Annotated in this window: 2 pseudogenes; both read left to right on the plus strand. The window is 42.5% G+C overall.

Going from position 1 to position 1,272, the window contains the following annotated elements:
- Positions 1 to 686, plus strand: a pseudogene (locus PX636_RS14635) (RRXRR domain-containing protein); the annotation flags it as partial.
- A 112-nt stretch (positions 687 to 798) separates the two neighbouring features.
- Positions 799 to 1,272, plus strand: a pseudogene (locus PX636_RS14640) (site-2 protease family protein); the annotation flags it as partial.

Raw genomic sequence — 1,272 nt, forward strand, 5'->3', positions numbered from 1 at the left:
TCAGAGCTAATCGTCAACTTGAACTTCGAGTCGTTTCCGAACTAACCAAAATCTATCCAATTACCGATATTTACTTTGAGTACATTAAAGCCGATATTGATCTAACTTCTGGTAGAAAAGGAGCTAAGTCTGGAAAAGGTTTCTCGTCGGTTATGGTCGGACAAAAATGGGCTATTGAGCAACTGTCTCAATTGGCAACAGTCCATACTCGCTTTGGTTGGCAAACCTCTAATCTCAGAAAGTATTTGCGACTAGAAAAGTCCAAAAATAAAGCAGAACAATCACCAGAAAGTCATGCTAACGATGGAATTGCTCTTGCCTGTTTTCAGTTTTTAGATTATTGGCCATTTCACAATTCTAATGGTCATGGATATGATTGGAAGGGTTCTGTTAAAGTAACAAACGCTCCCTTTGCTGTCATCAAACGTCCTCCTATTAGTCGTCGTCAACTTCACCTGATGGTTTTTTCTAAAGGTGGTAAACGACGTAAATATGGTGGCTCTACCACAAGACATGGGTTCCGTAAAGGAGATTTAGTTTCTTCTCCCAAAGGGATTGGTTATGTAAGTGGAGATACCGAAAAACAGCTATCTGTAAGCGATACCAATGGTCAACGATTGGGACAGATAGCTGTTAGTAAGATTCAGTTAATTCGTCGTTCTAACGGTTTAATTGTTTCTCGCTAACTTATGTAAAGCCGCCCTCCGCTATCGCTAAAGGGCGGGGTTTCAGACCCAGTTTTTCGATGACCGGGCCGGCTGAAATTAGCCGCTTTTTATTCAAGAGAAAAGAGCCGATATGGAAATGTGGTTGTTATTAGGGATTCTGGGCGGTTTCACCTATTTTATCGTCAAGCGTAGCGTGGCCAAAATCACGACAACACCAATTTGGTTAATTTGGTTAGTCCTGATGACTCCGGCTCTAATTTGGACCGGCTGGACGTTAATCTATGGAGAGGATACCCCCATGCCGGCATTTTTGCTGATCGGTCCTTTTGTGATCTGCCCTTTTTTGTATTGGTGGCTAGTACAAATGGGTCGGGTTACTCCCCAAGAAAGCCCCCCATCACCAGCGGAAACAGCGAATTTAGTCCTAGAAAATATTGATAATCCTGCACCTAAAAGTGATTTAAAACCGATCACTGCTGAAGAGGAAAAATCCCTACGAGATTGTTTTCCTTGGGGGATTTATTATCTGCAAAATATCGATTATCATCCCCAAGCAATTCTCTGTCGGGGCAAATTGCGAGCGGTTCCCGAAGAAGCTTATCAA

Origin of the sequence: Microcystis sp. M53598_WE2 (assembly GCF_030067735.1) — a bacterium.
Taxonomy (GTDB): Bacteria; Cyanobacteriota; Cyanobacteriia; order Cyanobacteriales; family Microcystaceae; genus Microcystis; species Microcystis aeruginosa.